This window comes from Brevundimonas fontaquae, assembly GCF_017086445.1.
Classification (GTDB): Bacteria; Pseudomonadota; Alphaproteobacteria; order Caulobacterales; family Caulobacteraceae; genus Brevundimonas; species Brevundimonas fontaquae.
In genome coordinates this window covers 57089-83179 of the sequence record NZ_CP070968.1, presented here as the reverse complement: position 1 = coordinate 83179, position 26091 = coordinate 57089, and the positions used below count along the sequence as shown (strand labels likewise).

Here is a 26091-nt window from a genome sequence, read left to right as displayed (position 1 = left end):
CACTTTGTGGGGAGGGGACACTGGGTCTTACAGCTTCAGCCCATTCTCCTTGGCCAGGTCGACCAGCTTCACCATCGGGCGCGGGCCCCAGTGGGCGATGACTTCGGACGCCGCTAGCGAGCCCAGCTTGCCGGCCTCTTCGAGCGTCAGGCCGCGCGCGAGGCCCAGCAGGAAGCCAGCGGCGTACTGGTCGCCGGCGCCGGTGGTGTCAATCACCTTGGCGACCGGATAGGCGGCGACGACGACGCGCTGGTCGCCCTTGATCACGACCGAGCCATGCTCGCCACGCGTGACGGCGGCGACCTCGACGATGGCGGCCAGCATCGCAGCGGCGGCGTCGAAGTCTTCAGTTTCGAACAGGGCGCCCAGTTCGGCTTCGTTAGCCAGAACGATGTCGGCGGACTGGGTGATGAAATCCAGCAGTTCGGCGCGCCAGCGCGCGACGACGAAGGTGTCCGACAGGGTGATGGCCACCTTGCGGCCGGCCTTGTGCGCGGCGGCTGCGGCGCGTTGGAAGGCGGCGCGGGCGGGCGCCGGATCGAACAGATAGCCTTCCAGATAAACGATCTCGCTGGCGCCGATCAGGGTCTCGTCGATGTCGTCGGCATAAAGCTGGTTCGCGGCGCCAAGGAAGGTCGCCATGGTGCGCGCGCCGTCCGACAGGACGTTGATCAGGCAACGGCCGGTGCCGTAGCCCTGGTCCGCCCCGCCCGTCAGGACAGGCGTGTCGAAGTGAACGCCGGCGGCGCGGATGTCGTGGGTGAAGACCTGGCCCAGCGTATCGTCGGCGACCTTGCCGATATAGGCCGCGCGACCGCCGAACGAGCCGACGCCCGCCACGGTATTGCCGGCAGAACCGCCCGAGGCCTCCACGCCCGGCGCCATGGCGTCATACAGGGCGGCGCTGCGTTCGGCGTCGACCAGTTGCATGGAGTTGGGCGCCAGATCCTGGGCCGTCAGGAAGGCGGCGTCGCAGGGGCTGAGGACATCGACGATGGCGTTGCCGACGGCGCAGACATCATATTGGGCGGTGTTCTGGGTCATCGTCGCGCCTTAGCCGGTCAACGCCCGCACGTCACCCGAAATCATATAAGGAAGCCCTTATATGCTCCGCGTCGCTTCGGTATGAGGACCGCATGACCCAGATCGCCGTCCTGACCCCAGACCCTGCCGACAAATCCTACGTCGGCCGCTGGCCCGAGGTGCTGGAACGGTTGAAGGCGACGCTGGAGAGCACAGGCGCGACGGCCACGGCCACGCCCTGGACCGATCATGTCGAGGACGCGTCGGGCCTGGCGGCCTATGACCTGATCCTGCCGGTCATCGCCTGGGGCTATCATCGCGATCATGGGCGATGGCTGAAGGCGTGCGCGACGTGGAGCGAAGCCGGCCTGGCGGTCGCCAATCCGGCCGATGTGCTGCGCTGGAACTCCGACAAGACCTATTTGGCGCGGCTAGCGGACAAGGGCGTGCCGATCCCGCCGACACGCTGGACCGACCGCGTGACCCAGGACCAGGTGGACGCCGCCTTCGCCGACACGGGCGCGCCGGTGCTGATCGTCAAACCGACGGTGTCGGCCGGTGCGTTCCGCACCTTGCGCCTGACGCCAGGCGAAGTGTTGAGCGGTGCGCCCGAGGGCGCGGCGATGATCCAACCCTATCTGAAGTCGATCGAGACCGAGGGCGAAACCTCGCTGCTGTTCTTCGGCGGCCGGTTCAGCCATGCGGTCAATAAACGGCCGGTTCCCGGCGACTTCCGCATCCAGGTCCAGTTCGGCGGCTTGTATAGGGCCGTCACGCCGGACGCGGCGGCGATGGCCTTGGCTGAGCAGGTGCTGGCCGCCATCGACGAACCGCTGCTCTACGCCCGCATCGACATGGCCCGCGACCACGCCGGCCGATGGGTGCTGATGGAGGCCGAACTGATCGAACCGGACTTCTATCTGGACCACGACCCCGCGAACGGCGCGGGCTTCGCCGAGGCTGTCATGGCGCGGCTTGAGGCCTAGGCCGCCTCTCTCACCGGCGGCAGGAGGTTGTCCAGATCCAGCAAGCTGATCAGCGCGCTGTCGACGGCGAAGACGCCCGACACCACGCCGGCGCCCTGACCATCGCCCATGTTCGGCGGATCCTGCCGCGCCGCGTCGTCCAGTTGCATGATGTCGGACACGCCTTCGACAAGAAGGCCGACGGTGCGTTCGCCGCAACGGACGACGACGATGGCGTGGCGCGCGGATGGCTCGGTCGTGGGCAGGCCCAGCCTGACCGCGAGGTCGATGATCGGCAGCACCGTCCCGCGCAGATTGACCACGCCCTTCATATAGTTCGGCGCGCCGGGCAGAGGCGTGGTCGCCGTCCAGCCCCGGATCTCCAGCACCGAGGTGATGTCGATGCAGAAGGCCTGGTCCCCGACGCGGAAACCGACCAGCTCTCTCTTGCCGAGGGCTTGGTTCGTCATCAGAACTCCTCCCAGTCGGATTGGACGGCGGCGATGGCGGCCTGTCCGCCGCCTGCGGCCATGCGGGCGCGGGCGGGGGCGGCGTGGGCGCGGGCGAAGCTTTCGACGCGCGCCTTCATCTGCTGGACGGCGGGCTGACGGATCGGCGTGGGGGCCTTGGCGGCGACCTGGCTGGTCTCGAAGCGACCGACCAGATCGGCCAGTTCGGCAGCCTCGCGGCTCAGGCTCAGGCTGGCGGCGGTCGACTGTTCGACCATGGCCGCGTTCTGCTGGGTGACCTGATCCATCTGGTTCACGGCGGTGTTGACCTCGGCCAGACCCACCGCCTGCTCCTGGGTCGAGGCGCGGATCTCGCTCATCAGGGTGGTGATCTCCTCGATCCGCCCCGCAATGCCCGCCAGGGCCTCGCCCGACTGGCGCACCAGAACCACCCCGTCCTTGACCTGGCTGGAGCTGGCCGAGATCAGCGTCTTGATCTCCTTGGCCGAGTCCGCCGAACGCTGGGCCAGGGCGCGCACTTCCGAGGCGACGACGGCGAACCCGCGACCGGCCTCGCCCGCACGCGCGGCCTCGACCCCGGCGTTCAGGGCCAGGAGGTTGGTCTGGAAGGCGATCTCGTCGATGACGCCGATGATCTGGCTGATCTGATCCGACGAACGCTCGATCTCGCCCATGGCGGCGACGGCCTTCTGCACGACCACGCCGCCGGTTTCGGCTTGGCTGCGGCCCTGGGTGACCACGCCGTCCGCCGCCTGGGCGTTCTCGGCGGTCTTGCGCACCGTCGCGGTGATCTGGTCCAGCGCGGCGGCGGTTTCCTCCAGGCTGGCGGCCTGTTGTTCGGTGCGGCGCGACAGGTCCTCGGCGGCGCTGCTGATCTCCTGTGCGCCCGACTGCATCGATCCGGCGTTCGTGCCGATCACCCGGACCGCCTCGTCCAGAGCGCCCATGGCCTGGTTGAAGTTGTCGCGCAGGACGGCGTAGTCGCCGGGGAACTCATCCTGGATGCGATAGGAAAGGTCGCCCGCCGCCATGGCCGACAGGCCCTTGGCCGTGCCCGCGACGACGGCGGCCTGGACCTGGGCGGCCTCGCGCTCGATCTCGGCGCGACGTTCGCGCTCCTGCTCCACCGCAGTCACGTCCATGGCGAACTTGACCACCTTGTAGGGGCGGCCGTCCTTGTCGAGGATCGGGTTGTAGCTCGCCTCGATCACGACGCGCTTGCCGCCCTTGCCGTAGCGCACGAACTTGTCGGCGACGAACTCGCCGGCGTTCAACCGGCGCCAGAACTCGGCATAGGCAGGGCTCTGCGCCTCCGCCGGATCGACGAACATCCGGTGATGGCGCCCCACGATCTCGCCAAGCTCATAGCCGATGACCGACAGGAAGTTCTGGTTCGCCTCGCGGATCGTCCCATCCAGATCGAACTGGATCACCGCCTGAGACCGATCCACCGCGGCCAGCATGGCTTGCAACTCGACAAGCTTGCCGTCGTCCCGAGGCTTACCAAAAACGCGCATCCCTTTGGCCTCCCTATAGATTTTCCAAGCTTAATCCCACACAACCCCTTTAGAAGGACTATGACCCTGGTTAGCATGCTAAGGCTCAACCACGACGGGTGTGGTCTTCGTGTTTGCGTTCATTGTTGCCACTCAAACGACGGGCCGTCGGACGGCTCTCCGAGGACGCCGTGCCCAACATCCACGCCTTGTCGCCCAGCCTCTCGCGCGAGGCCTTACAGCTGAAGGTCGCCATGCAGGTCATGCTGACCGCGCGGCGATGGAAACTCTGGATGGGCGAGATGTTTAGGAACGCAGGCCATACCGGCGCGCCGATCGTCGTCCTCTACCACCTGGCCGATGAGCCAAAGGGGCTGACGCTTTCCGAACTGTCGGTCAGGATGGAGCTGTCAGGCGCATCCTTGACGCGATTGGTGCAGAGGCTCGAACGCGACGGCTTTGTCAGTCGCCATCGCATGATCGGTGATGGGCGGTCGTGGCTCATCATCATGGAACCGGCCGGTCGCGCGGAGATGCAGGCGTTCGAAGTGCATGCCGCCTCCATGCGGCAGAGGGTTTTCGACGGTGTTTCGCAAGACGACTTGGCCGCCGCGCTCCGGGTTCTGAGCGCCGTGGCGGAGAAGCTCGCCGACGGGACGGACGGCGCGAAGCGGCCTTAGACGCCCTCGCCCAGCGCCATCAGGCCCGCTCGCGACGGGCACAGGTCGGCGATGATGCAGGACAGACATTTGGGCTTTCGCGCCGTGCAGGTGTAGCGCCCGTGCAGGATCAGCCAGTGGTGCGCCTTGGGCAGCCAGTCCTCCGGCACGACCTCGAACAGCTGGGCCTCGACCTTGTCCGGTGTGCCCGCATTGGCCAGGCCCAACCGGTGCGAGACGCGAAAGACGTGGGTGTCCACGGCGATGGCCGCCTCGATCCCGAGCTCGTTCAGGACCACCGAGGCCGTCTTTCGACCCACGCCGGGCAGGGCCTGAAGATCGGCGCGGTTCAGCGGGACCTCGCCGCCATGCTGTTCCAGCACGATGTGGCTCAGCGCGATGACGTTCCTCGCCTTGCCGCGATAAAGGCCGATGGACGCGATGTAGGGGATCAGCCCTTCCTCACCCAAGGCCAGCATCTTCTCCGGCGTGTCCGCGACCTTGAACAGCCGCTCGGTCGCCTTGTTGACCGACACGTCCGTGGCCTGGGCCGACAGGGCGACGGCGACAACCAGGGTGAAGGGATTGGAGAAATCCAGCTCGGTCTTGGGCTCCGGCATCACGCCGGACAGGCGCTGGAAGATCGCCTCGACGCGGTCTTCGTCGGGCGGCCAGCGCAGCACGGGGATGGCCGCCCCGGTCATCACGGCCGGGCGTCTGGCAGGCTTGGCGGCGGACTTTTTGGCCTTGGCGGGCTTCATGCCTCGCTGTCGTCCTCGGGACGACGTGGGTCAAGACCCAGGCCCTTGAGCGCTTGGGCGGTCAGGGCGGCGTCGACGGCGCGCTCGCCCTCCATCCAGGCGCCGTGGGCCGTGCCGTAATAGACCGGCGCCGTCGCCTCGCCGGCCAGGAAAATGCGGTCCTCGACCGCCGTGCGCAGCTTCTCGCGGTCCGCCGCATGGCCCGGCAAGGCGTGGGAATAGGCGCCGCGCGACCACGGATCGACGGCCCAGCCGCTGACCGCGACCGCCTCCAGCCGCCGGCGCATGTCCGATCCCAAGGCCGCGACCAGTTCGGACACGGCGAAGTCGAACAGGGCGGCCGGCCCTTGCGCCTCCAGCCCCCAGGCGAGATCGGCCCCGAAATAGGCCTCGATCATCGGCCGCCCGAACGGCCGCAGGTGATAGCCGCCGGTCTCGGCCGTATCGGTGCGGGTCCACAGCTGGGTGTCGGGTTGGAAATCGCCGGCGCCGCGCACGGTCATATGCACCTTGGACGCCAGGCCCAGCGGCACGCCCGCCGTCGCCTCAAGCAGCGCGGGAACCGGGGGATCGATGCGGATCGCCTCGCCGGCGATCAGGCTGTTGGGCACGGTCAGGATGACGATCCGCGCCGTCAGCTCGCCGCGATTGGTGTCCAGCCGCAGCACCGGTCCGGAACGGTCGATCCGGCTGACGGCGCAGTCCGTGACCGTGATGGACGAAACAGCCTCGCCCAGCCGCGCGATCAGGCGGCCATAGCCCTCGCGCACCCGCCAGTTCACGCCGGTGTCGCCATAGGCGTCGTAATCCAGGCTGGACACCTCGGCGAACCGCGCGCCGTTCAGGGCGCCCGAGATGGCGTCCATGCGCGGGTTCCAGCGACAGTCGGGATCGAAGAAGTCCGACGCCGGACGATCCTCCCCCACACCCGCGCGGACGAGCGACGCCGCCTCGGTCACCCGCTGGTCGAAGGCGGCGAAGGCCTCGCCGAACTCGGCCTGATCCGCGCGGGTCATCTCGTGATCGAAGGCCTGGGTGCGCCAGGGCGGCGGGGTCTGGTCCAGCGTCAGCCCCTCGGCCTCGACCCGTCCCGCCAGCACATTGTCATCGGCGGAATGCAGCCAGCCGCAGCCCATGTCCAACCCTTCGCCCTCGGCCCGAACCGTCCAGGCGCGCCCGCCGATCCGGCCGCGGGCCTCCAGCACCAGAACCAACAGGCCGGGTCGCATCAGACGACGCGCGGCGGCGATGCCGGCGGCGCCTGCGCCGATCACCACGACATCGACCTGTGACGGCAGCGGCTGGGAGGCGGAGATGCGGGCGTTCATGGCGTCAGGACATACACGAAAACTGGTCGTGATCGGCGCCGTCCCGATCGCCTATTGATTTTTGGACGGCAGGGTCCATTTTAGCGCCGCTTCAAAACGCCGCACCTCCCCCGGATTTTCCATGTCGCCTGAACTCAAGAAACGCCTGCCGCTGTTCGCGGCCGCCCTCGTCGGCCTGGCCCTGATCGTGGGCGGCATCGTCTGGTGGGTGAACGGCCAGCGTTGGGAAAGCACTGACAACGCCTTCGTTCAGGCCGACACCACCCTGGTCAGCCCGCAACTGTCCGGCCGGGTCACCGAGGTTCTGGTGGGTGACAACCAGCGGGTCGCAGCAGGCCAGATCCTGGTCAAGCTGGACGATTCCGACCAGAAGGCCCAACTGGCACAGGCCGAGGCCAATCTGGCCGCCGCCATCGCCGCCGTCGGCCATGTCGACGCCCAGGCCGAGCAGGAACAGGCCACCATCGCCGCCCGCGCCGCCTCCGTCGCCCAGGCCAACGCCCAGGCCGGCCTGGCCCGCGCCGAGGTCGATCGCTACGGCAAGCTGGCCGAACAGGGCTGGGTTTCGCAACAGCGCATCCAGACCGAGCGCGCCTCGGCCGCCACCGCCGCCGCCAGCGTCCAGCAGGCCCAGGCCGCCCTGGTCGCCGAACAACGCACCGCCGGGGTGCTGGGCTCGACCCGTCAGCAGAGCGTCGCCGCCGTCGAACAGGCCCGCGCCGTCGTCGATCAGGCTCGCATCGCGCTGGAGCGCACCGTGATCCGCGCTCCGGTCGCCGGCGTCGTCGGCGCCCGCAGCGTGCGGCCCGGCCAATACGTCAACGCCGGCACGCAACTGCTGTCGGTCGTGCCCCTGACCAACACCTACATCGTCGCCAACTTCAAGGAGACGCAGTTGGACAAGGTGCGCCTGGGCCAGACCGTCGAGATTTCCGCCGACGCCTTCCCCGGCCGCAAGATCGAGGGCCGCGTGGACAGCTTCGCCCCCGCCACCGGGTCCGAGTTCGCCCTGATCCCGGTCGAGAACGCCACGGGCAACTTCACCAAGATCACCCAGCGCGTGCCGGTCCGCATCGTCGTAAGCGGCGCAGACCGCAGCCTGGCCCTGCGTCCCGGCCTGTCGGTGGACGTCAAGATCGACCTGAAGAGCGAGGGCGGCCAGAGCTTCGCCGAAGCTGCCACGACGACGGGAGCCGCAGGCCAGTGACCGCCGCCAACCCCGCCGCGGATGGCGGGGCCCCTGTCGCGCAAAAGGGTCCCGTCGCCGGCCATCCCGAAATCAACTGGACCATGCTGTTGCTGGGCTTCGCCGGCATGGTGGTGGGCCAGTTCATGGCCATTCTGGACATCCAGATCGTCGCCGCCTCCCTGCCCCAGATCCAGGCGGGGGTAGGCGCCTCGGCTGACGAGATCAGCTGGATCCAGACCGCCTATCTGATCCCCGAGGTGGTGATGATCCCTCTGTCGGGCTTCCTGTCGCGGCTGTGGGGAACGCAGCGGCTGTTCCTGGTCTCCTGCGCCGGTTTCGTGCTGATGAGCATCGCCACAGGTCTGTCGTCGTCGATCGACATGATGATCCTGTTCCGGGCCATCCAAGGCTTTGTGGGCGGGGCCATGATCCCGACCGTCTTCGCCGTCGCCTTCACCGCCTTTCCGCCTGACAAGCGCGTCACCGCCAGCGTCGTCATGGGCCTGATCGTCACCCTGGCGCCGACCGTCGGGCCGACGCTGGGCGGGCACCTGACGGAGTGGCTGAGCTGGCGCTGGCTGTTCTTCATCAACGTCGGGCCGGGCCTGCTGGTGCTGTTTCTGGTCGGGCGCTACGGGAACTTCGACAAGGGTGACCCGTCGCTGGCCAAGGGCTTCGACTGGTGGGGCCTAGGCCTGATGGCCGCCTTTCTGATGTCGATGCAGTTCGTGCTGGAAGAGGGCGCCAAGAACGACTGGTTCGACGACACCCACATCCTGTTGCTGACCGTCGTGGCGGCGGTCGCCGGACCGATCTTCATCTGGCGGTCCCTGACCTATCGCCAGCCGATCGTGGAGCTGCGCGCCTTTGGCAATCGCAACTTCCTGGTCGGTTTCATCATGACCTTCATCGTCGGTTTCGCCCTGTTCGGCGGCACCTTCCTGCTGCCGCTCTTCCTGGGCCGCGTGCTCGGCTATTCGTCGTCAGAAGTCGGCACCACCATGGTCGTGTCGGGCCTGGCCATGTTCGCCACCGGCCCCTTCGCTGGACGACTGGTGCGCAAGCTGGATGCGCGGGTGCTGATGTTCGGCGGCTTCATGCTGTGCGCCTGGGGCATGTGGGAGGCGCGCGTCGTCACCGACGACTGGGGCTTCTGGAACTTCGCCTCGGTCCAGGCCTTCCGCGGCGTCGGCGTGATGCTGGCCATGATCGCGTCCCAGCAGGTGACGATGGCGACCCTGCCGCCGCACATGGTCAAGAACGCCTCGGGGCTGGTGAACCTGTCGCGCAACGTCGGCGGCGCCTTCGGCCTGGCGATCCTGAACACCAGCCTGACGTCCAACACGGCCCTGCACATGAGCGAACTGACCAGCGCCATCGGTCAGGGGGATCAGGCGATGCGCAACATGATGGCCGGCATGGCCCAGCGGTTCGCCGGCTCCATCGACCCGGCCGCCTCGGCGATGAAGGCCATCTATGGGATGTTGCAGAAACAGGCGACGACGATGGCGTTCGGCGACGCCTTCGCCCTGCTGGCCATCCTGTGCGCAGGCGCGGCTTTCGTCACCCTGGCCGCCCAGCCGGTGAAGGCCCAGGCTGGCGCACCGCCCTCGGACGTCCACTGATGGCGCGGCGTCGCGGACAGGTCGATGAACGAAAGAGCGAGGCGATCCTGGACGCCGCCGCGACCCTGTTCGCCGACAAGGGGCTGCAAGCCAAGATGGACGAGATCGCCAAACTGGCCGGCGTTTCCAAACAGACGGTCTATAACCGCTTCGCCTCCAAGCTGGAGATCGCCCAGGCCCTGGCGTCAAAGCGGGTCGAGGACATCGTCGCCCCCCTGCGCGGCGCCGGCGATCCGCAGACGGTGCTGGAGGCCTTGGCCCTGACGCTGCTGAACCGGGTGTGCAGCGGCGACAAGGTCGGCTCGATGCGCGGGGTCGCCCTGGTCTCGGTCGAGGCGCCCGACATCGCCCACGCCATCTATGAGGCCGGGCCGCGCCGCAGCCTGCGCGAACTGGGCGCCTGGCTGGCGGAACAGACGCGGTTGGGCCGGATGAACGTCGCCGATCCGGAAGAGGCGGCCGAGATGTTCGCCGGCCTTGTGCTGGGCCACGGCCATCTGCGCGCCATGCTGGACGTGCCGCAGCTGGAGGCTGACAAACGCGCAGGCCGCGCCAGAGAGGCCGCGCGCATCTTCATGGCCGCCCATCCGCCCGCTACGGCCGCCAAGACTTCCTAAGCCCGGCGCGCTACAGTCGTCCCATCCTGTCGCTTGAGACTGCATTCATGCTGATCCACCTGTCCTCCTGGCCCGAGATCGACGCCCGACTGAACGACGGCGGCCCGCTGTCCAGGACGGTGGTCGTGCCGATCGGCTCCAACGAGCAGCATGGGCCGACGGGGCTTCTGGGCACCGACTGGCTTTGCCCGGAGATCATCGCCCACGCGGCGGAAAAGACCGACGCCAACCTGATCGTGGCCCCGACCTTCAACATCGGCATGGCCCAGCATCACCTGGCCTTCGCCGGCACCATCAGCTTGCGCCCCTCCACCTTCATGGCCGCGATCACGGACTGGGTGTCGTCCCTGAGCCGTCACGGGTTCGAGCGGATCTACTTCCTGAACGGGCACGGCGGGAACGTCGCGACCATCGAGGCGACGATCTCGGAAATCTACGCCGAGTGGAGCTTCGTCGAGGACAGCCCGCCCTTCATCCTGAAGCTGAAGAACTGGTGGGACCTGCCCGGCGTCAATGGCCTGTGCAACCGCCTGTTCCCGACCGGCCACGGCATGCACGCCACCCCGTCCGAGATCGCGGTGACGCAGGCCGCCTATCCCGAGCGGATCAAGACCGCCGATTACAGCCCGCAGATCGCGCCGAACGGGCCGATCCGCGACGCCCTGGACTATCGCGCCCGCTTCCCCGACGGCCGGATCGGCTCGGACCCGGCCCAGGCCAGTCCAGAGAAGGGCCAGCAGATCATCGACGCGGCGATCCCCGCCCTGTTGAGCGACATCGCGGCCTTCGCCGCAGAGACCCAACCTGGAGGTCCTCACTGACCCGCAAAACCCCCACAGCCGCCAGCGCGGCCGTCGTCGGCGCCGAAATCCTGACCGCCTCGGCCGAGGTGATCGCGGCCCGCACCGGCTTGATGGCGCAGGGCCTGACCAGCGCCAAGGGGCAGGACTTCAAGGAGCTGTCGCTGATGAGCTCCGAGAAGACCGAGGCGATGTCCGCCTCCGCCGACGCCATGGCCGCCAGCGCCGGAGCCATCGGTCAGCGGCTTGGGCGTGTGGCGATGGACGAGAGCGCCCATGCCCTGCGCGCGGCGGCGGCTGTGGCACAGGCCCGCACCCCGGCCAAGGCGGCCGAGGCCCAGTTCAGCTATGCCATGGGCTGGTGGAGCCGGGCGGCGGCCCAGGCCCTGACCCTGAACGGCGAACTGCTGAAGGCCCAGGCCGAGGCGCTGGCCCCGATCCACAAGACGGCCACGGCCAACGCCAAACGGCTGCGCAAGAAGCGCTAGATCCTGCTCTAGCCGGTCGTTCTCGCTGTGAATGATGCAGCGCAGACGGTCGTCAGCGTCGCCGGTCAGGGTTTTCGGCCGCCTCTCTGATGATGCGATGTCGCGGTGTCAGCGACCTTCTGGGCTCTGTCGCATTAAAGGAGCGCTGTCTTGTCGACGGCTCCGGAGAGCCATGCCCGATCCCTACATCCTGATGCTGTTCGTGGTGGGGGCGCTGGTTGCTCTGGTGGCGTGGTTGCCGCTGGTGTTCCGGCGTGCGCCGTTGTCATTGCCGATCGTTTGCGTGATCCTCGGGGCCGTACTGTTCGCCCTGCCGCAGGTGGGCTTCGATCCTCTGCCTCAGACCTATCCCGACATCACCGAGCGGCTGACGGAGTTCGTGGTGATCATCGCCCTGATGGGCGCTGGTCTGAAGATCGACAGGATTTTCAACCTGCGGCGCTGGGGGGTGACCTGGCGACTGCTGGGCGTGACCATGATGCTGTCGGTCGTGGCGATCGTCCTGCTGGGCTGGACGGTGCTGGGGCTCGGGCTGGCGGGCGCGATCCTGCTTGCGGGCACGCTGGCCCCGACGGATCCGGTGCTGGCCTCCGATATCCAGGTTGGCGCGCCGCGCGAAGGGCGGGAAGACGAGGTTCGGTTCGGGCTGACGTCGGAGGCGGGGCTGAACGACGGGCTGGCGTTTCCATTCGTCAACCTCGCCATCGCCCTGGCCTTGGCGGCGGCGGGCCAGAAGGATTACTGGTTCGTCGAATGGCTGACCGTCAACGTGCTGTGGGAGATCGGGGCGGGGCTGGGTATCGGCTGGGCGATCGGCTGGTTGTTCGGCTGGCTGACGTTTGCGATCCCGGTTCACTCACGGCTTGCCGCCACACGAGACGGGTTCATCGTCCTGGCGGCGACGTTTATCTCCTATTCGGTGACGGAGATGCTGCACTGCTACGGGTTCCTGGCGGTCTTCATCACGGCGCTGGCGTTCCGGCATGCTGATCGGGACCACGCGTTCCACGCCCAGATGCATGACTTCATCGAGCAGATCGAACGGATGGCGATGATGGTGGTGCTGGTGCTGTTTGGCGGCGCGCTGGTGTCGGGGCTGCTGGCGCCCTTGAGGCCGCTCGATGTGGCCGTCGCGGCCGTAATCGTGCTGGTCGTGCGGCCGCTGGCCGGCATGATCGGGTTGATGGGCTGGAAGCGCCCGCTTCGCGAGAAGCTGATCCTGGCCTTCTTCGGCATCCGCGGCGTGGGGTCGTTCTACTATCTGGCCTATGGACTCAACGCCGCGCCGTTTGAAGGCGGCGACCGCCTGTGGGCCATCGTGGGGTTGATCTGCCTGATGTCGATCCTGCTACATGGGATCACCGTGACGCCGGTCATGCGCTGGTTCGATCGCAGCCAGGGGCGCGATCCCGATGCGGACGCCGGCGAGGAGAGGGCCAAGACGTCAGGGCGCGCCGCGTCAGCGTAAGATCAAAACCAAGCGCATGGCCGCCTGAATGGGCGGCCAGCCTCAGGCCGTTTCGACGATCTTCAGCTTGGGCTTCTTGACCTTGGGCGGTTTGGCCGGGCGGTCGGCCTTCTTGGCGGCCTTCTCGGCCTTGCGGGCTTCCTTCTCGACCGCCTTCAACGCCTTCTTGGCGGCCTTGGCCTCGGCCTTGGCGGCATCGGGAGCGGCGTCGGCGGCGGCGGCCAGATCGGCCAGTTGATTGAGGAAGGTCTCGCGCTGCCCCTTGGGCAGCAGGGCCATGATCCGCTTGTCGGCGGCCTCGACCAGCGGCCGCGCGGCCTCCAGACGGGCTGCGCCCTCAGCCGACAGACGCACCGCCTTGGCGCGGGCGTCCAGGGTCGAGCGTTCCCGCTCCAGCAGGCCTTTGGTCGTCATGCGTGTGACCAGATCGGCCAGGGTCGAGCGGTCGATGCCGGTCATCCGCACCAGTTCGGTCTGGGTCAGGCCGGCCTTGAGCGACACCGCCTCCAGCACCGCGAACTGGCGCTGGGTCAGGCCGTCGGCGCCGGTCTCCTCGGCATAGATGTCGAGCGCCAGCTGCAGGGCGCGGTGCATCAGGTGGCTGGGCGAGGTGGCCAGGGGCCCGACCTTCCTTGCCGCTTTTCCCGCCTTCACCATCGCGCCGCTCCCCTGAAGTTTCGTCCGAACACGTATCAGCTCTGCTTTACGATTTGACGGGGAAAGCGCGTCGGTTCCGTGACAGTTCCGCTTGCGCCCTAGAGCCCCGTGTCGGGCGAGAGGGGCGTCGGCTCGTCGTCCTTGATCAGGTGCTTCATGATGAAGAAGACCTGCCAGACGCCGAACACGGCCGAGGCGATCCACAGGCCGCCGCGGAAGGCGACCCACGCATCATCCGACTGGGTGCGCCAGACGATCTCGTTGACGATGCAGACGGCGGCGAAATACAGGCCGTAACGCAGGGTCAGCCCGCGCCAGCCCGCGTCGGTGATGCGGATCGCCTCGCCCAGCAGATATTTGAACGGATAGCGGTTCAGCGGCAGCGATCCCAACAGCACGACCGCCAGCAGGCCGTTCTGGATCGACAGCTTGATCTTCAACAGGTTCGGATCGTGGAAGACGATGGTCAGAACGCCGAAGATCAAGGCGAACCCGCCGGTCAGCAGCGGCAGGGGCGCCAGACGACGCTCGACCACATAGCCGACGACCAGGGCGATCAGCGAGGCGCCAACCAGGACCCAAGTCGCCTGGACCAGGGCTTCCTGCCCGTCCAGACCGCGCGCGAACCGGTTGACCGCATAGGCGGCCATGAAGGCCACGAGGGCGCCGAAATCGACGGCCTGGCGGATGTTGGAAGCCTTCTTCGGCGTCTCGGTCATGTCAGTCTTCCAGTCCCACCAGCGAGCGGGAGAAGGCGCGCGCGTCGAACGGTTGCAAATCCTCGACCCCTTCGCCGACGCCGATCAGCATCAGAGGGGCGTCGGACGCCTGGGCCACCGGCACCAGCACGCCGCCGCGCGCGGTGCCGTCCAGCTTGGTCATGACCACGCCGGTCACGAAGGCGGTGCGGCCGAAGATCTGTTCCTGGGCCAGGGCGTTGCGGCCCACCGTCGCGTCCAGCACCAGCAGGGTGTCGTGCGGCGCCTCGGGATCGACCTTCTTCAGCACCCGGACGATCTTGAGCAGTTCGTCCATCAGGGCGGACTTGTTTTGCAGTCGGCCGGCGGTGTCGATCAGGACGACGTCGTAGCCTTCGGCCCGCGCCTTGGTATAGGCGTCGAAGGCCAGGCCCGCGGCATCGGCGCCGTCGCGACGGCTTTCGAAGTCGGCGCCGGCGCGCTCGGCCCAGACCTTCAGCTGTTCGCGCGCGGCGGCGCGGAAGGTGTCGCCGGCGACGATCATCACCTTGGCGCCCTTGCCCGTCAGATCGGCGGCGATCTTGCCCAGGGTCGTGGTCTTGCCCGACCCGTTCACCCCGACGAACAGGACGACATAGGGTTTGGGGCCGGACAGGGGGTCGAAGGTGGCCTGGCGCGGCGAAAGTTCGGCGGCGACCGCCTCGGCCAGGGCCTCCTTGACCTCGCGCTCGGGCGCGTCCTTGCCGAACTTCAGCCCGCGAAAGCGCTCGACGATCCGGGCCGAGGCGGCCGGGCCGAGATCGCTCTCCAGCAGATGCTCCTCCAGCTGCTCCAGCGAGGCCTCGGACAGAGGCTCCTTGACGAAGGTGGCGACGACCTGATCGGTCATCTGTTTGGAGGAGCGCGAGAGCCCAGCGGACAGGCGCTGGAACCAGCCCTTTTTCGGCGTATCGTTCATGCAGTGGCTTTAGCGGGGGCGAAGGCCGACGTCATCCGCATTCGCGAACGCGGTCCGGCCATTCAGACGGTCGGCGACAAAAACACCGTCTAATTCGTCTAATCCGTCTGAAGTCAGGCGAGCGAAGTGGGGAATGAGACGCTCCATAAAAGCGAGTCTAATTCGTCTAATTGGTCCAATGCCGATGACATCGGTCGAAAACCCCACATTATAGCGCGACCGCAGGCGGGGACGGCAGAAGGTCTCACAATGGCTGGAAGACGTTGAATAGGTTGACCGCACGACGGGGTTTTGCGCTGGCTGGACGAACTGCTATCTGCGTCTGGAATGTCAGAGAACTTTACATATCAAAGTTGATGCGGCATAAGCGGGCGTCAAAGGGGAGTTTGATCATGACCATCGCATCCATTCTGAACCGCGCCGTCGGCGCCGCAGCGGCCGCCGCCTTTATCGCTGTGGCTCCAGCGGCCTTCGCGCAGGACGGGCACGGCGCCCATGCCGACACGGGTCACGCTCATGGCCACCAGCACGCCGACTTTCAGTCCGACCGCATCCACGTCCGCGTCGACGGCGACGCCGGCGGGCGTGACATCATCCTTATCCCGGGCCTCAGCTCGTCGCCGGAGGTCTGGCAAGGGACGGTGGATCATCTGGGCGCCGGCTGGCGCGTACATCGCATACATGTCCAGGGCTTCGCCGGCGCGCCGGCCGAGGGCAATGCGCAGGGCGCGACCCCGTCGCCGGTCGCCGCGCCGGTCGCCGAAGAGATCGCCCGCTATATCCGTGAAAAGGGGCTGACCAAGCCGGTCGTTGTCGGCCATTCGATGGGCGGGACCATCGGCATGATGCTGGCCGCGCGCCATCCCGATGCGGTCGGCAAGCTGATGGTCGTGGACATGATCCCCTTCATGGGCGCGATGTTCGCCGCGCCCGGCGCCTCGGCCGAAAGCGTGACGCCGGTCGCGGACCAGATCTGGGCCGCCCAGGCCAACAGCCCGCGCGAGGCCTATGTCGCCCAGGCGACCGCCAGCATCAACGGCATGATCAACACCGAAAGCCGCCGCGCCGAGGCGTTGGAAGACATGCGCAAAAGCGACCAGAAGGTCTCGGCCGCAGCCTTCCGCGAGCTGATCACGACGGACCTGCGTCCCGAACTGTCCAAGATCACCGCCCCGACTGAGGTTGTGTACGTCAAGTTCAACGATCCGCGCATGACGCCCCAGATCACCGACAGCATCTATCGGATGTCGTTCGCCAATCTGAAGGACGCCCAGCTGAAGCGGATCGACGACAGCGCCCACTTCATCATGTTCGACCAGCCCCAGGCCTTCTACGCCGACCTGGACGCCTTCCTGGCGAAGTAGGCGCCGTGACCCATCCGTCCGCGAAACGGATCGTCGGCCTTTATCGGGACAAGGCCGACGCGGGCATGACCGTCGAAGACGACGGGGCGGAAACCCCTGTCTGGCTGGCCCGGCGCGCCTTTCTTTCGGCGAAATGGCTGCTCACGATCCCGTGAAGTCGGCGGGACCGTTTCGGCGGGCGTTCATACGCGATACACAGCCGATGAACGAGAACTCGCCCAGCGCGGCATCTGAAGGACGGACATGGCGGGACCGGTGAATGCGGGCGGACCACAGGCGCAGGGCAAGCCCCGCCGGTCGGCCCTGGGACGGTTGTTCTACTGGAGCGCCGTGCTGGCGGTCTGGGGGCTGATCTTCCTGGTCGTCTTCTTCGCCGTCTTCGCGCGCGGCCTGCCGGACACCTCCAGCCTGTATCAGGTCGATCGCCAGCCCTCGATCACCTATCTGGATCGCAATGGGGCGTTGATCGCGACGCGGGGCACCCAGATGGCGCCGCCCGCCGATCTGGACGCCTTGCCGGACTATGTGCCGGCCGCCTTCATCGCCATCGAGGACCGGCGCTTCTACCGCCACCCCGGTTTCGATCCCATCGGCATGATGCGGGCGATGGCGACCAACGTGCGCGCCGGACGGGTGGTGCAGGGCGGTTCGACCCTGACCCAGCAGCTGGCCAAGAACCTGTTCCTGACGCCCGACCAGAACCTGCGCCGCAAGGTGCAGGAGCTGATGCTGGCGGTCTGGCTGGAGATGAAATTCTCCAAGAAGGAGATCTTGGCCCTTTATCTGAACCGGGTCTATTTCGGCGCCGGCGCCTATGGGATCGAGGCGGCGTCGCAGCGCTATTTCGACAAGTCGGCCAAGAACCTGACGGTCGGCGAGGCCGCGCTGCTGGCTGGCCTGCTGAAGGCGCCGTCGCGCTATTCGCCGGTGTCCGAGAGCGAACGCGCCGCCGCCCGCGCCACCGTCGTGCTGAACGAGATGGAAGAGGCCGGCGTCATCACCGCCGCCCAGCGTGAACAGGCCGTGACCCAGCCGGTCATCGTCTCGCGGACGCTCGCGACCCAGCACGCCCAGTATTTCATCGACTGGCTGGACAAGTCGATCCGCAGCCTGGTCGGCGAACCGACCGAGGACATGGTGGTCGAGACCACGCTGGACCTGACGCTGCAGACGGCGGCCGAGCGGTCGGTGCGTCGCATTCTGGACCGCGACGCCGGCAAGGGCGTGCAGCAGGCGGCCCTGGTCGCGCTGGACGGCGACGGCCGGGTGCGCGCCATGATCGGCGGCTCCTCCTATGCCGACAGCCAGTTCAACCGCGCCGTCGACGCCAAGCGCCAGGCGGGTTCGGCCTTCAAGCCCTTCGTCTATCTGGCGGCGGTCGAGGCCGGCTATACGCCCCAGACCCCGGTGGTCGATCAGCCGATCACCATCGGCAACTGGTCGCCCCGCAACTATTCCGGGACCTTCAGCGGAAACATGACCCTGGCTCAGGCCGTGGCCCAGTCGACCAATACGGTGGCGGCCTATGTCGCCGATCAGGTCGGGCGCGACAGCGTGGCGCGCGCCGCGCGGCGTCTGGGCATCGAAAGCCGCATCGGTCTGGAGCCGGCGATGGCGCTGGGCGCGGTCGAGGTCTCGCCGATCGAGATGGCCACCGCCTATGACGCCTTCGCCAACGGCGGGCGCCGCGTCGACGCCTATGGCATCAGCCGCATCCGCACGCCCCAGGGCCGCGTCATCTATCAGCGCCAGTCGGGCCAGAGCGGTCAGGCGATCAACAATCCGTCGCTGTACTACATGAACCAGATGCTGCGGGGCGTCGTGACCAGCGGCTCGGGCCGGTCGGCGGCGATCTCGGGCCGCGACCTGGCGGGCAAGACCGGCACGACCTCGGACTACAAGGACGCCTGGTTCGTCGGCTATACCGGCGGCTTCGTCACCGCCGTCTGGGTCGGCAAGGACGACAACACCGCCATGCGCGGCGTGACCGGCGGCTCGTCGCCGGCCGCCATCTGGAAGGGCTTCATGGAGGCGGCCCTGCCGCGCCTGAACGCCCCCGCCATCCCCAACGGCCCGCCCATGCCGGAGGGCTGGATGGCGCCCGATCCGGTCGGCGATCTGATGAGCGGCCTGGACCAGAACGGCCTGCCCCTCGAACCCGTCGATCCCCTGGCCGGCGAACCCTATGTCCCGGATGAGCAGGCGCCGATGCAGCCGCCGTCGCCGCAGCCGATGGGGCCCGCGTCGCCCAAGGGCGGTTATCGCGATGCGCCGAACCCGCAGCAGCCCGAAGGCCGTCCGGCGCCGGAGCGCAAGGGCGACGCCCTGTTCTTCTGATCGCGACGCCAGCAGCGCGTAAAAAAGGGAGGCGACCCGGCGGTCGCCTCCCTCTGCATTTCAGGCCTGGTCAGCGAGGGCAGGACAGGTCGCCTTCCTGACATTGGCTGAGGGTCCGCAACTGGCGTGTCCGATCGGTCGTCAGGCGCGCGAGGCAGGTCGAATGCACCATCGGATAGGCGGAACCGCCCTGAACGCCGGAGGCTTCGAACCGGCATTGCTGATCGCGGAAGCTGATCCAGGTGCGTTGGGCGGTGCGCAACAGGGTGCGGCTTGCGGGCGACAGCCGTCCCATCGTCGCCGTGTATTGGCTGTTCAGCGCCCGATCGGCGCGCTGCAGTTCCTGCGCGGCGTTGGCGTTCATCGTGGCCTGAGACTGGGCGCTGGCGGACGAGGCGGCGGTGACGGCGAGGCCGAGCGCGATTGAAAGGGTGAGCATCGTTTTCATGGGGCGTTCCTGAGTGGACTAGCCATGCTGAAACGCGCACGGACGCCAGGGTTTCCGCCTAGCGCCCCACGGCGTGAAGGGCGGCGCCGTAATCCTTCAGCCATTTGCGCCAAGGCTTGTGATCTCCGACCAGCCGTTCGACGACGGACCAATAGGCCGGGCTGTGGTCGGCATGGACCAGATGGGCGACCTCGTGGGCGGCGAGGTAGTCGATGACCGGGGGCGGGGCCATGATGACGCGCCAGGAGTAGCGGATGGTGCGGTTGTGCGGGCTGCACGAGCCCCAGCGCGACCGGGTGTCGGCGATGCCCATCTTCACCGGGCCCTGGCCCAACGCGCGCAGATGGTGGTCGGTGCGTTCCAGAAGGGTGTCTCGCGCCTCGCGCTTCAACAGGTTCTCGATGCGGCGGGCATAGGCCTCGCCTTCGCCGCCCGAGCGAATGATCGTCCCGTCCCCGACCAGGCGCGCGGCGCCCGCGCCGGGCACAGCCTCAAGCCGCACGGGGCGCCCGCGCAGGGAGATGACCTGGCCCGGTTCCAGGGGGCGGCTCTTGGGGCGGACGGCCAGGCGTTCGCTGATCCAGACGGCCTTGGATCGGGCGAAGGCGACGGCCTGGCTCAGGCCGCGCTCGGTCGGGGCGATGACCACGGCCTCGCCGGCGCGCGCGTCGATCCGCACCGACAGGCGTCGCGCGCGTGGATTGACCGACAGTCTTAGAACGGGACCGGCGCCGGCCCCGCTTTCGTCAAGCGGCAGCCGCTGACCGTTGCGGTACGCCACCGGCGGCCTCGTTCTGGGCGATGAAATCGCGCACGCGGGGATAGATCTCGTCACGGAAGCGACGGCCGTTGAACACGCCGTAATGGCCCACGCCCGGCTGGACGTAGAGGACGCGGCGATCCTCGGGGATATTGGGGCACAGGCCGTGCGCGGCCTGGGTCTGGCCGACGCCGGAGATGTCGTCCTTCTCGCCCTCGACGGTCATCAGGCCGATGTCGGTGATCCTGGACAGATCGACCTTGCGCCCGCGATGTTCCAACAGGCCGCGCGCCAGCAGATGCTGCTGGAAGACGATGTCGATGGTCTGGAGGTAGAACTCTTCGGTCAGGTCCAGCACCGACAGATATTCGTCGTAGAATTCCTCGTGCTTCTCCACCCCGTCGCCGTCGCCGGCGATCAGGCTGTTGAAGTAGTTCCAGTGGGCGTCGCGGTGGCGATCCTCGTTCATCGACATGAAGCTGTAGAGCTGGACGAAGCCCGGATAGACGCGCCGGCCAAACCCGGCATAGGGCAGGGGCACGGTGTGGATCATGTTCGACTTGAACCAGGTGAAGGGCTTTTCCTCGGCCAGCTGGTTCGTCACGGTCGGCGACAGGCGCGCGTCGATGGGCGACCCCATGAAGGTCATCGACAGGGGACGGTTTTCGTCCTCGTCTTCGGCCATCACCGCGCCGGCGGCCAGAACGGGCGGGCCGGGCTGGCACACGCCGACGACGTGGGCGCGGCCGCCGATCTCGGCCAGCATCAGCCGGACGTGGTCGATGTAGTCGAAGAAGTCGAACCGCCCCTCCAGCATCGGCACCTGGCGGGCGTTGACCCAGTCGGTGACATAGACGTCGTGGTCCTGAAGGAAGGCCTCGACCGTGCCGCGCAGCAGGGTGGCGTAGTGGCCCGATAGCGGGGCCACGATCAGGACGGCCGGGCCGGAGGCGGGCTTCTTGGCGCGCTTCAGATCGCCGATGTTGCGGGCGAAGCGGACCAGGCGACACCACGGGCTCTGCCAGATCACCTGTTCGGTGGTGCGCACCGGCTTGCCGCCGATGTCGATGGTTTCCAGCTTCCAGGCCGGCTTGCCGTAGCGCCGCGTCACGCTCTCGAACAGTTCGGCCGAGGCGTAGGCCGTGCGGCCGATGGCGGTGTCGGCCGCCGGGTTGAACGGCGAGGTCCAGAAGCTGCGGGCCAGTTGCGCACCGACCCGGAACGGCAGGGCCGACTGGTAGGCGAGTTCATGAAAGGCGTAGAGCATGACGATCCGATACGGCCGAGCGCCGTTTGTGCAGGGCAACATATAATGCATCACCCTGCAAAAGGATTATGGGGTCTCTGCTAACCCCGCGCCATCGCCTGTTCGATGATCCTGGTTGTCTTGTCTGGGCCTATTCCATCGGCGACGGCGGTGCGGAACTTGCCGTCCGGGCCCATCAGATAGACGGTCAGGGAGTGGTTCATCGTATAGCCCTCGCCCTCGCCGACCTTCTGATAGAAGGCGCGGTAGGCCTTGGCGGCGGTCGCCACCTGTTCGGGCGTGCCGGTCAGGCCGATGGTCCCCTTGGGAAAGCCGTCGGATGACAGATAGTCCTTAAGCGCCTGGGGCGTGTCGCGTGCGGGGTCGATGCTGACGAAGACGATCTGCAGATTGTCCGCCTTGTCGCCCAGCCGCTGCTGCACCGCGCCCAGCTCGGCCAGGGTGGTCGGGCAGAACTCGGGGCAGTAGGTGAAGCCGAAGAAGACCAGGCTCCATTTGCCGTTCAGCATCGTCTGATCGACGGGCCGCCCATCCTGATTGACCAGTTTGAAGTCGCCGCCGACGAGGGGCTGGCCGGTCGACGTCACCTCGGCGCCGTCCGACGTCGGCGCCCTGCCGCTGACCACCACGACGGTGATGATGGCCAGCGCCACGGCGATGGCGATGCAGGCGCCCGCGAACAGCAGGATGGAACGACGCGGCATGACGGCCTCTCACGAAACGGATGTGATCGGTCTATAGAAGGCGTGTGACCTCGACAGAAGCCCGCATGGCGCCGCACGGCGCATCATCTTCGGAGCCGTTGAACGGCTGGAGCGATGCGCCGCGTCGCGGTCGGGGGTTTTCGCTGCGGACCCTGATCGTTCTGCGCTGGCTGACGATCATCGGCCAGAGCGCCGCGATCCTGACGGCGCATCAGGGGCTGCATTTTCCCCTGCCGCTCTGGCCGTGCCTGATCGTCATCGCGATTAGTGCGGCGGTGAACGTGGGGGCGATGGCGCGGGTGCGCCGGCTGGAGGCCAGCCTGCCCGATGGGCGCACGACGGCGATCCACCTTGGCTTCGACATCTTCCAGCTGGGCGTGCTGCTGGCTCTGACCGGCGGGCTGGAGAATCCGTTCTGTCTGCTGCTGGTCGCCCCCGTCACCATCGCGGCGGCGGCCCTGCCGGCGCGTCAGGCCCTGATGCTGGGCGTGCTGGCCCTGATCGCGGTCGGGGTGCTGTTTTTCTGGTCCGAGCCCCTACCGTGGCGACCGCACGAGAACTTCCACCTGCCGACGCTGTATCGCCTCGGCATGGCCATGGCCCTGGTGACCGGCGTGGTCTTCACCGCCGGCTACGCCTGGCGGGTGGCGGCCGATGCGGAGAAGCTGGAACTGGCCCTGGCGACCACCCAGGACGTGCTGCAACGCGAACAAAGGCTGGCGGCGCTGGGCGGGCTGGCGGCCGCGGCGGCGCACGAACTGGGCACGCCGCTGGCGACCATTCAGGTGGTGGCCAAGGAGCTTCAGCGCGCCTCGGCCCCCGACAGCGACGCGGCCGAGGATGCGGCCCTTATCCTGCAACAGGCCGAACGGTGCCGGGGCATCCTGACCCAGCTGTCGCAACAACCCGAGGGCGACGACGCCCTGTATGCCGACGTCTCGCTGAAGGCCCTGCTGGAAGAGGTGGTGGAGCCGCACCGGGGCTTCGACCTGGCCTTTGATGTTCTGGTCAAGACGCCGCCGGGTCAGCCCGCGCCGCGCGTGCGCCGGATGCCCGAGGTGATCCACGGCCTGTCCACCCTGGTCGAGAACGCCGCCGATTTCGCCAAGACGACGGTGCGGGTCCAGGCGGTGGTGGACGCCGGCTGGATCGAGATCGAGATTCTGGACGACGGGCCGGGCTTCGCTGGCGACATCCTGCCCCGGCTGGGCGAGCCCTATGTGACCAGTCGGCCCCAGGGCAAGGCGCGCCAGGCCCTGGCCGCCCAGATCGCCGCCGCCGCCCGTCCGTCCAAACCTCGTGCAACGGTCGAGCCGCCCATCGCCCCCAGTCAGGGCGGCATGGGCCTGGGCTTCTTCATCGCCCGCACCCTGCTGGAGCGGACCGGCGGCTCGGTCAGCGTGGGTCAGGGCCTGCCGCAATCGGAGGCCAAGGCGGCCCCCCGTGGCGCGCGCGTGGCGGTGCGCTGGGCGCGGCCGGCGCTGGAGGTCGCGGCGTGAAGCGATTGGGTCGAAGCGTCGCAGGCGGAACCTTGGCCTTGACCCGCGCGCTACCCGTCCCGACTTGAAGCGGCAGGAGAGAAACGCATGTCAGAACTCGAAGCCCGCATCGCCGCCCTGCCCGACAAGTCCCTGCTGCTGCTGGATGATGACCAGGCCCTGCGCACCCGGATGGGGCGGGCGCTGGAGGCGCGCGGCTTTCAGGTGACGACCGCTGAATCCGTCGCCGAGGCGATGCAGCGGCTGCGCGAAAAGGCCCCGGCCTTCGCCGTGCTCGACATGCGGCTTGAGGACGGCAACGGCCTGAAGATCGTCGAAGCGGTGCGTGAGAAGCGCGAGGACGCCCGCATCGTCATGGTGACCGGCTACGGCGCCATCGCCACGGCGGTGGCGGCGGTCAAGGCCGGCGCCGTCGACTATCTGTCCAAGCCCGCCGACGCGGATGATGTGGTCAAGGCCCTGCTCGCCACCGGCGACTCGCCCGAACCGCCCGAAAACCCGATGAGCGCCGACCGGGTCCGCTGGGAACATATCCAGCGCGTCTATGAGCTGTGCGACCACAATGTCTCGGAGACGGCGCGCCGCCTGGGCATGCACCGCCGCACCCTGCAACGCATCCTGGCCAAGCGCGCGCCGCGATAGGATGAACCCTCAGTCCTCGTCGTCGTCCTCGACCACGTCGGGAATTTCCGGGGTGACCACTGTCGGGGCGATGGTCTTGATCTCGCCCAGCTTGGCGCCGGGGAAGGCCTGAAGCACCGCCTGGACGAAGGGATTGGCCTCGACCTCGGCGCGTTCGGCGGCGCGGGCCTTTTTCTGGATCTCGATGACCGTCTCGGCCCCGCCTTGGCCATTGGCGGCGATCAGCCAGGTGCGACCGGTCCATTCGCGCAGGCGGGCCGACAGCTTGCGCGCCAGTTCGATGGGCGCGCCCTGGACGCTTTCATAGACGATGGCGCCGGGCTTGAACGAGACCGGCTTCACATACCGCTCCACATCCATCTGAAGCCCGACCTCGCGCTTCTCGCCGATCAGGGCGACGACCTGTTCGAAGGTCTGCGGATCGGGCAGGGCGGGGGCCATCACCGGCCGCGCGGCCAGCTGCGCCGAAGTTCCGCCGCCGCCTCCACCACCGCCACCACGCGGGGCCGAGCCGCCGCCCATCGGTTCACCGGACTGCAGCCGCTTCAGCGCCTCCTCCGGTCCCGGCAGATCGGCGGCATAGGCCAGGCGCACGATGGCCATCTCGACCGCATCGGCCGGATTGGGCGCGCGCCGCACCTCGTCCAGCGCCTTCAGCAGCATCTGCCAGGTGCGCGACAAGGTCGCCGCCGGAATGGCCGCGCCCAGGACCGCCAGCTTCTGCGCCTGATCGTTGGGCAGGCGGGTCGCGTTCGGGCCCAGCATCTTGGCGACCGAGGCGGCGTGGCAATGTTCCAACAGGTCGTTGGTCACCTGCACCGGATCGGCGCCGAAGCCGTAGAGGGTGCGGAAACTCTCCAGCGCCTCGGGCGTGCGACCCGCCATGACGCTTTCGAACAGGGCGATGGTCTGGGTGCGGTCGGCCAGACCCAGCATGTCGCGCACCGTCTCGGTCTTGACCGTCTCGCCGCGCTCGGCCTGAACCAAGGCCTGGTCCAGCAGCGACAGACCGTCTCGCACCGACCCCTCGGCCGCGCGCGAGATCAGAGCCAGCGCGTCGGTCTCGATCTTCATGCCTTCGCGGTCGGCGATCCGGCCCAGGTGTTCGACCAGGATTTCCGGCTCGACCCGGCGCAGGTCGAAGCGCTGGCAGCGGCTCAGGATCGTCACCGGCACCTTGCGGATCTCGGTGGTGGCGAAGATGAATTTGGCGTGGGGCGGCGGCTCTTCCAGCGTCTTCAACAGGGCGTTGAACGCCTGCGTCGACAGCATGTGGACCTCGTCCAGCACATAGACCTTGTAGCGCGCCTCGACGGGCGCATAGCGGACGCTTTCCAGAATGTCGCGGATGTCGTTGACGCCGGTGTGCGACGCCGCGTCCATCTCCATCACATCCATATGCTGGCCGGCCATGATGGCGGCGTCGTGCCGGCCGTGGGCGGTCAGGGTCAGCGACGGCTTGTCGATGACGTCGGTTTCGTTGTTCAGGGCGCGGGCCAACAGGCGGGCGGTGGTCGTCTTGCCGACGCCGCGCACGCCCGTCAGCATGAAGGCGTGGGCAATGCGGCCCGTGGCGAAGGCGTTGGTCAGGGTGCGCACCATCGCCTCCTGCCCGATCAGGTCCTCGAAGGTGCGCGGCCGGTATTTGCGCGCCAGCACCTGATAGGCGGCGCCGTCATCGACGTGGGCTTCGACTTCGGCAGGCGCGGGCTTGGCGACGGGGGCGGCAGCGGGCGCCACGACCGGCTCGGGTGCCGCGGCAGGCGCGCCGAACATGTCATTGGTATTCTCGTCGCGCGGGGCGACGTCGTCCTCTTCCCAGGGCGGGCCGTCGAGATTCGTGTCGCTGTCCGTCATGGGGAGAAGTC

The 26091-nt window shown here is 67.9% G+C and carries 26 protein-coding genes; 13 read left to right on the top strand and 13 right to left on the bottom strand.

Annotated features, from left to right (window positions below):
- Positions 1-27: 27 nt before the first annotated feature.
- The gene (locus JX001_RS00405) at positions 28-1044 is read right to left on the bottom strand and encodes an adenosine kinase (protein WP_205681842.1); all 1017 of its coding nucleotides are present in this window, start codon (positions 1042-1044) and stop codon (positions 28-30) included.
- Between the two features lie 92 nt (positions 1045-1136).
- On the opposite strand from JX001_RS00405, the gene JX001_RS00400 reads away from it, so the two are divergent.
- The gene (locus tag JX001_RS00400) at positions 1137-2009 is read left to right on the top strand and encodes an ATP-grasp domain-containing protein (RefSeq protein WP_205681840.1); all 873 of its coding nucleotides are present in this window, start codon (positions 1137-1139) and stop codon (positions 2007-2009) included.
- Here the strand turns inward: JX001_RS00400 and JX001_RS00395 are convergent.
- Positions 2006-2458, bottom strand: coding sequence for a chemotaxis protein CheW (locus JX001_RS00395; protein ID WP_205681838.1), 453 nt, complete (start codon positions 2456-2458; stop codon positions 2006-2008). The two genes, JX001_RS00400 and JX001_RS00395, sit on opposite strands and share 4 nt — an antisense overlap.
- On the bottom strand, positions 2458-3975 hold the full coding sequence (locus JX001_RS00390; RefSeq protein ID WP_205681836.1) for a methyl-accepting chemotaxis protein: 1518 nt from the start codon (positions 3973-3975) through the stop codon (positions 2458-2460). Before JX001_RS00390 ends, JX001_RS00395 begins: the two co-directional genes overlap by 1 nt.
- Before the next feature lie 233 nt (positions 3976-4208).
- Between JX001_RS00390 and JX001_RS00385 the strand changes: the two genes are divergently transcribed.
- Positions 4209-4634, top strand: coding sequence for a MarR family winged helix-turn-helix transcriptional regulator (locus JX001_RS00385; protein WP_205681834.1), 426 nt, complete (start codon positions 4209-4211; stop codon positions 4632-4634).
- Here the strand turns inward: JX001_RS00385 and nth are convergent.
- Positions 4631-5374, bottom strand: a complete 744-nt coding sequence (gene nth, locus JX001_RS00380; protein WP_205681832.1) for an endonuclease III — start codon at positions 5372-5374, stop codon at positions 4631-4633. The genes JX001_RS00385 and nth overlap by 4 nt on opposite strands.
- Positions 5371-6702, bottom strand: coding sequence for a flavin monoamine oxidase family protein (locus JX001_RS00375; protein WP_205681831.1), 1332 nt, complete (start codon positions 6700-6702; stop codon positions 5371-5373). The genes nth and JX001_RS00375 overlap by 4 nt, the downstream gene beginning before the upstream one ends.
- A 121-nt stretch (positions 6703-6823) precedes the next feature.
- On the opposite strand from JX001_RS00375, the gene JX001_RS00370 reads away from it, so the two are divergent.
- The 6 genes from JX001_RS00370 to JX001_RS00345 all read left to right on the top strand — a co-directional run bounded on the left by JX001_RS00370 (position 6824) and on the right by JX001_RS00345 (position 12889).
- Complete coding sequence (locus JX001_RS00370; protein WP_112862799.1) at positions 6824-7909, top strand: HlyD family secretion protein; 1086 nt, start codon at positions 6824-6826, stop codon at positions 7907-7909.
- Positions 7906-9516 (top strand): DHA2 family efflux MFS transporter permease subunit, encoded by a 1611-nt coding sequence (locus JX001_RS00365; protein ID WP_055754527.1) that lies wholly within the window; start codon positions 7906-7908, stop codon positions 9514-9516. Before JX001_RS00370 ends, JX001_RS00365 begins: the two co-directional genes overlap by 4 nt.
- Positions 9516-10133 carry a TetR/AcrR family transcriptional regulator gene (locus JX001_RS00360; protein WP_066554093.1) on the top strand — a complete coding sequence of 206 codons (618 nt, stop codon included), beginning with the start codon at positions 9516-9518 and terminating at the stop codon, positions 10131-10133. The genes JX001_RS00365 and JX001_RS00360 overlap by 1 nt, the downstream gene beginning before the upstream one ends.
- A 47-nt stretch (positions 10134-10180) precedes the next feature.
- Positions 10181-10954 (top strand): creatininase family protein, encoded by a 774-nt coding sequence (locus JX001_RS00355; protein ID WP_055754529.1) that lies wholly within the window; start codon positions 10181-10183, stop codon positions 10952-10954.
- Positions 10955-11022: 68 nt separating this feature from the next.
- The gene (locus JX001_RS00350; RefSeq protein WP_241004695.1) at positions 11023-11421 is read left to right on the top strand and encodes a phasin family protein; all 399 of its coding nucleotides are present in this window, start codon (positions 11023-11025) and stop codon (positions 11419-11421) included.
- A gap of 172 nt (positions 11422-11593) precedes the next feature.
- Positions 11594-12889: a cation:proton antiporter gene (locus JX001_RS00345; RefSeq protein ID WP_205681830.1), complete on the top strand. Its 1296-nt coding sequence runs from the start codon at positions 11594-11596 to the stop codon at positions 12887-12889.
- Between the two features lie 42 nt (positions 12890-12931).
- Here JX001_RS00345 and JX001_RS00340 read toward each other — a convergent pair whose 3' ends face one another.
- The 3 genes from JX001_RS00340 to ftsY all read right to left on the bottom strand — a co-directional run bounded on the left by JX001_RS00340 (position 12932) and on the right by ftsY (position 15202).
- Positions 12932-13546, bottom strand: coding sequence for a MarR family winged helix-turn-helix transcriptional regulator (locus tag JX001_RS00340; protein ID WP_205681829.1), 615 nt, complete (start codon positions 13544-13546; stop codon positions 12932-12934).
- A gap of 98 nt (positions 13547-13644) precedes the next feature.
- Positions 13645-14265, bottom strand: coding sequence for an inner membrane-spanning protein YciB (locus tag JX001_RS00335; RefSeq protein ID WP_205681828.1), 621 nt, complete (start codon positions 14263-14265; stop codon positions 13645-13647).
- Position 14266: 1 nt separating this feature from the next.
- Positions 14267-15202 carry a signal recognition particle-docking protein FtsY gene (gene ftsY, locus JX001_RS00330; protein WP_055808927.1) on the bottom strand — a complete coding sequence of 312 codons (936 nt, stop codon included), beginning with the start codon at positions 15200-15202 and terminating at the stop codon, positions 14267-14269.
- A gap of 392 nt (positions 15203-15594) precedes the next feature.
- Here ftsY and JX001_RS00325 point away from each other — a divergent pair, with 392 nt between their 5' ends.
- The 3 genes from JX001_RS00325 to JX001_RS00315 all read left to right on the top strand — a co-directional run bounded on the left by JX001_RS00325 (position 15595) and on the right by JX001_RS00315 (position 18903).
- Positions 15595-16566, top strand: coding sequence for an alpha/beta fold hydrolase (locus JX001_RS00325; RefSeq protein ID WP_205681827.1), 972 nt, complete (start codon positions 15595-15597; stop codon positions 16564-16566).
- Between the two features lie 5 nt (positions 16567-16571).
- Positions 16572-16721: a hypothetical protein gene (locus tag JX001_RS00320; protein ID WP_205681826.1), complete on the top strand. Its 150-nt coding sequence runs from the start codon at positions 16572-16574 to the stop codon at positions 16719-16721.
- An 88-nt stretch (positions 16722-16809) separates the two neighbouring features.
- Positions 16810-18903, top strand: a complete 2094-nt coding sequence (locus tag JX001_RS00315; RefSeq protein WP_205681825.1) for a transglycosylase domain-containing protein — start codon at positions 16810-16812, stop codon at positions 18901-18903.
- A gap of 70 nt (positions 18904-18973) precedes the next feature.
- Here the strand turns inward: JX001_RS00315 and JX001_RS00310 are convergent, their stop codons facing one another.
- From JX001_RS00310 to JX001_RS00295, 4 genes are all read right to left on the bottom strand, one after another.
- A complete protein-coding gene (locus JX001_RS00310) occupies positions 18974-19351 on the bottom strand; it encodes a lysozyme inhibitor LprI family protein (protein ID WP_205681824.1) in 378 nt (125 codons plus the stop codon).
- A 58-nt stretch (positions 19352-19409) separates the two neighbouring features.
- Entirely contained in the window at positions 19410-20132 is a 723-nt protein-coding gene (locus JX001_RS00305; RefSeq protein ID WP_205681823.1) for a M48 family metallopeptidase, read from the bottom strand.
- A complete protein-coding gene (locus JX001_RS00300) occupies positions 20098-21378 on the bottom strand; it encodes a polyhydroxyalkanoate depolymerase (RefSeq protein ID WP_205681822.1) in 1281 nt (426 codons plus the stop codon). The genes JX001_RS00305 and JX001_RS00300 overlap by 35 nt, the downstream gene beginning before the upstream one ends.
- Positions 21379-21458: 80 nt before the next feature.
- Positions 21459-22082 (bottom strand): SCO family protein, encoded by a 624-nt coding sequence (locus JX001_RS00295; protein WP_205681821.1) that lies wholly within the window; start codon positions 22080-22082, stop codon positions 21459-21461.
- Positions 22083-22126: 44 nt separating this feature from the next.
- Here JX001_RS00295 and JX001_RS00290 point away from each other — a divergent pair, with 44 nt between their 5' ends.
- A complete protein-coding gene (locus tag JX001_RS00290; RefSeq protein ID WP_241004694.1) occupies positions 22127-23581 on the top strand; it encodes an ActS/PrrB/RegB family redox-sensitive histidine kinase in 1455 nt (484 codons plus the stop codon).
- An 87-nt stretch (positions 23582-23668) separates the two neighbouring features.
- Positions 23669-24223 carry an ActR/PrrA/RegA family redox response regulator transcription factor gene (locus JX001_RS00285; protein ID WP_205681820.1) on the top strand — a complete coding sequence of 185 codons (555 nt, stop codon included), beginning with the start codon at positions 23669-23671 and terminating at the stop codon, positions 24221-24223.
- 9 nt (positions 24224-24232) lie between these two features.
- Here the strand turns inward: JX001_RS00285 and JX001_RS00280 are convergent, their stop codons facing one another.
- Positions 24233-26080 carry a DNA polymerase III subunit gamma/tau gene (locus JX001_RS00280; RefSeq protein ID WP_205681819.1) on the bottom strand — a complete coding sequence of 616 codons (1848 nt, stop codon included), beginning with the start codon at positions 26078-26080 and terminating at the stop codon, positions 24233-24235.
- Positions 26081-26091: the final 11 nt, after the last annotated feature.